The 2,701-nt window shown below is 69.7% G+C and carries 4 protein-coding genes; all 4 read left to right on the top strand.

Annotation, left to right across the window (positions count from 1 at the left end; translation table 11 throughout):
• Positions 1-181: 181 nt before the first annotated feature.
• The 4 genes from AC5LUJ_RS24255 (at position 182) to AC5LUJ_RS24270 (ending at position 2,220) form a co-directional block, all read left to right on the top strand.
• Positions 182-481, top strand: a complete 300-nt coding sequence (locus AC5LUJ_RS24255) for a type II toxin-antitoxin system Phd/YefM family antitoxin (RefSeq protein ID WP_047221768.1) — start codon at positions 182-184, stop codon at positions 479-481.
• Positions 478-765: a type II toxin-antitoxin system RelE family toxin gene (locus tag AC5LUJ_RS24260; protein WP_047221767.1), complete on the top strand. Its 288-nt coding sequence runs from the start codon at positions 478-480 to the stop codon at positions 763-765. Before AC5LUJ_RS24255 ends, AC5LUJ_RS24260 begins: the two co-directional genes overlap by 4 nt.
• A 175-nt stretch (positions 766-940) precedes the next feature.
• The gene (locus tag AC5LUJ_RS24265) at positions 941-1,468 is read left to right on the top strand and encodes a TetR/AcrR family transcriptional regulator (protein WP_493465863.1); all 528 of its coding nucleotides are present in this window, start codon (positions 941-943) and stop codon (positions 1,466-1,468) included.
• A gap of 272 nt (positions 1,469-1,740) precedes the next feature.
• Entirely contained in the window at positions 1,741-2,220 is a 480-nt protein-coding gene (locus AC5LUJ_RS24270; protein ID WP_250292204.1) for a DUF3592 domain-containing protein, read from the top strand.
• The last annotated feature ends 481 nt before the right edge of the window (positions 2,221-2,701 follow it).

Consider the following 2,701-nt stretch of genomic DNA (forward strand, 5'->3'; position numbering starts at 1 on the left):
CCGAAGCGACGACGCCCGGTCCGGCCGCTTCGCCAGATTCCCCGGCCTCGACTGTGACGACCGCCGCCTCGACTACCCGCACGCCGACGAGCTCGCGGACAGGCGCGAGAGCGCGGTCCACACGCACGCCGTGCCAGCAATCTGCCTTTAGTTCGCGCCAGTTCCTGGTACGCTCGACGCTATGACCGTCATGCCGTTCACCGATGCGCGCAACCGCCTGTCGGAGCTCATCGACGAGGTGGAGCGGACCCATGAGCGGGTGGAGATCACCCGTCATGGGCACGCCGTGGCGGTCCTCATCTCCCCCGATGACCTCGCGGCGCTGGAGGAGACACTGGATGTGCTGGCGAGCCGGGAGGCGATGCGGCAGCTCGCGGAGTCCCGAGACGCGGTCGAAGCCGGCGACGTGCTCGATGCCGAGGAGCTCACCGCGCTCATGGTGAAACGGGCGCGGAGCGCCGAGCGGCCTCGCGCGACATGAGTGAGACCGGCGAGCCGTTCAAACTTCTGATCACCGGCCCCGCGGCACGCGCTCTCGCCGGCAGACCGCCCGAGAAGATCGCGGCGGCCGTCCACGAGTTCATCACGACCACGCTCCTGAACAACCCCCACCGGCTCGGCAAACGCCTCCTGCTCCCACCGTACGAGGGCACCTGGTCCGCCCGGCGCGGCAGCTACCGGGTGTTGTACGAGATCGATGAGGAGAACCGTACCGTTACCGTAACCGCCGTCGAACATCGGTCCGACGCGTACCGCTCACGCTGACCGAGAGACCCGACGAGGATATTGGGACCCCTGCTGTCACATGCGCCCATTAAGTCCCCGGTTCGGAGGGCTGAGCGTCGTCGCTGCTCTCGGCTGGCCGTGCCGGCTCGATCGGCTGCCGGTGCGTTCAGTGGCCGGGGATGGCGCCGGTCGTGATGAGGACTCGGCGGTTTCGATGATGGTGGTCGGCACGTCGCGGGAGCTCGGAGTCAGCTCGGGCGCGCCGTACCACCACTTCACCGACCGTGCGGCGCTGTTCGCGGCGATTGTCGTCGACGGACACGACCTGCTGTTCACCCGGCTCGACGCCGCTCGGGCCGGCGGTTCCGACGCCGTCGCCGCGTTACGCGACCTGCTCGTGGCCTACGCCGGCTTCGCCGCCGACCATTCCGCGCACATGCGCGTGATGCTGCGCCCCGAACTCGCCGAGCCAGCCGCGCACCCGGAGGTGACGGCGGCAGGAGCACGTCCGATCGAGCTGCTACGGTCGACCGTCCTGGCCGCGCAGGACGAAGGCGCTGTTCCTCCCGGCGACCCGGAGCCCGTGCTGCACATGTTCTGGTCGCTGGCGATCGGCTATGTGACGCTGTGGCTCGACGGCCCCGTCGAGGCCCGCTGCACCGCTCTCGGCACGACCCCCGACGAGATGAGCCGCCGTGTCGCGTCGACCGTCGAGGAACTGCTGCGACGACCGCGAGCGTAATCCGGGCGCGAGGACACCTGCCATCGTGGGTCCGCTCATGGGAGACGGTGACACCCCGGCCATGGCCCCGCCGCGACAGCTTCACCGGACCGGGCGATCCGCTCCCCGTCTCACGCCGCACCATCGAGACCACCCACGGCAGCGCCACGGAAGGCATACCCGCAACGGATCAGTTACCTTGCATGGGGGTGTTTGCGCCGTTCCGTAGCCGCGGGGAAAAACACCGGCTCACGCCGGGTCCGGACAGGCGATGTGGAGGGGCGGGCGATCGCGTGGAGCTCCTGTCGGCCGCATGGGCCGTCACCGGCCTCGCCGAGCCGCACGTATCGCTGGCCGGCGGCACCGAAGGCGGGACGGAGAGCCGCTGGGGGTTGGGCATCGGGGGTGTTCTGCTCTTGGCCTGGGCCGTCGAGCAGCTCTGGCGCCTGCAACGCCGGCTCGTGAGCCGGCTGACCGGCCGTGTGGCCCAGGGCGTCGTCGTCGACGTCGACAGGAAGGAACACGGTGACGACGTGACCTTCTACCGGCCGAAGGTGGAGTACGTCACCCGCGACGGCACCCGCCACGTCGGTTGGGCCCGGTCGGCGACGGAACGCAACTACCGGGTAGGGCGGCGGGTACTCGTCCACCACGAGGCCGACCCGACGGTGTTCTCCATCGGATCGACCGGACGCGATGTGGGACGGTTCGTCTGGGCCGGGATGTGGGCCGCCGCCGGGATCTGCTGTCTCGTCACCGCGCTGTCCCCGTGACGCGGGACCGGGTCCGGACCGGAGACGTTCACGCTGCCCGGCCGCCCGGATCCCCTCGAAGGGTGACCACAAGGGGCAACCTGATGGACCTGACGTGTCACCGGAAGAACAGAACAATCTTGATTTAAGGCCCGGAAATCACCATCCACCCAATCGGATCAGATTGCTCTCCAGGAAGGCGGCCTCGTCGACATCCTGACCCGAAAATGGCCTCAGGGTGAAGGTGGCCCCGCCCCGCATCAGGCCTGCACAAGGGTGATGGTGCGGCCGGCGGGGCTTGTCGTGGTGGTGATGGCCGTGCGTTCGGTGATGTCGGGGCGGAGATGCGGCTGACCGGCAGGCCGAACAGCAGGACGAGCGCGCCAGCGGCGGGGCCTGTCCGGCCCCGGTCAACGACGGTCAAAGGGCGGCGGGAGCGGCCGGTGGCGGTCAGGATGCTGGTCCTGTGGGGGAAGCCGCCGCCCCGAGGGAGCCCGGGCCG

The sequence above is a fragment of the Protofrankia sp. CiP1_Cm_nod3 genome, from assembly GCF_982290655.1.

Coding starts and splice junctions, on each gene's coding strand:
- AC5LUJ_RS24255 (WP_047221768.1), top strand. CDS start 182: ATGACCGTCATGCCGTTCACCGATGCGCGCAACCGCCTGTCGGAGCTC.
- AC5LUJ_RS24260 (WP_047221767.1), top strand. CDS start 478: ATGAGTGAGACCGGCGAGCCGTTCAAACTTCTGATCACCGGCCCCGCG.
- AC5LUJ_RS24265 (WP_493465863.1), top strand. CDS start 941: ATGATGGTGGTCGGCACGTCGCGGGAGCTCGGAGTCAGCTCGGGCGCG.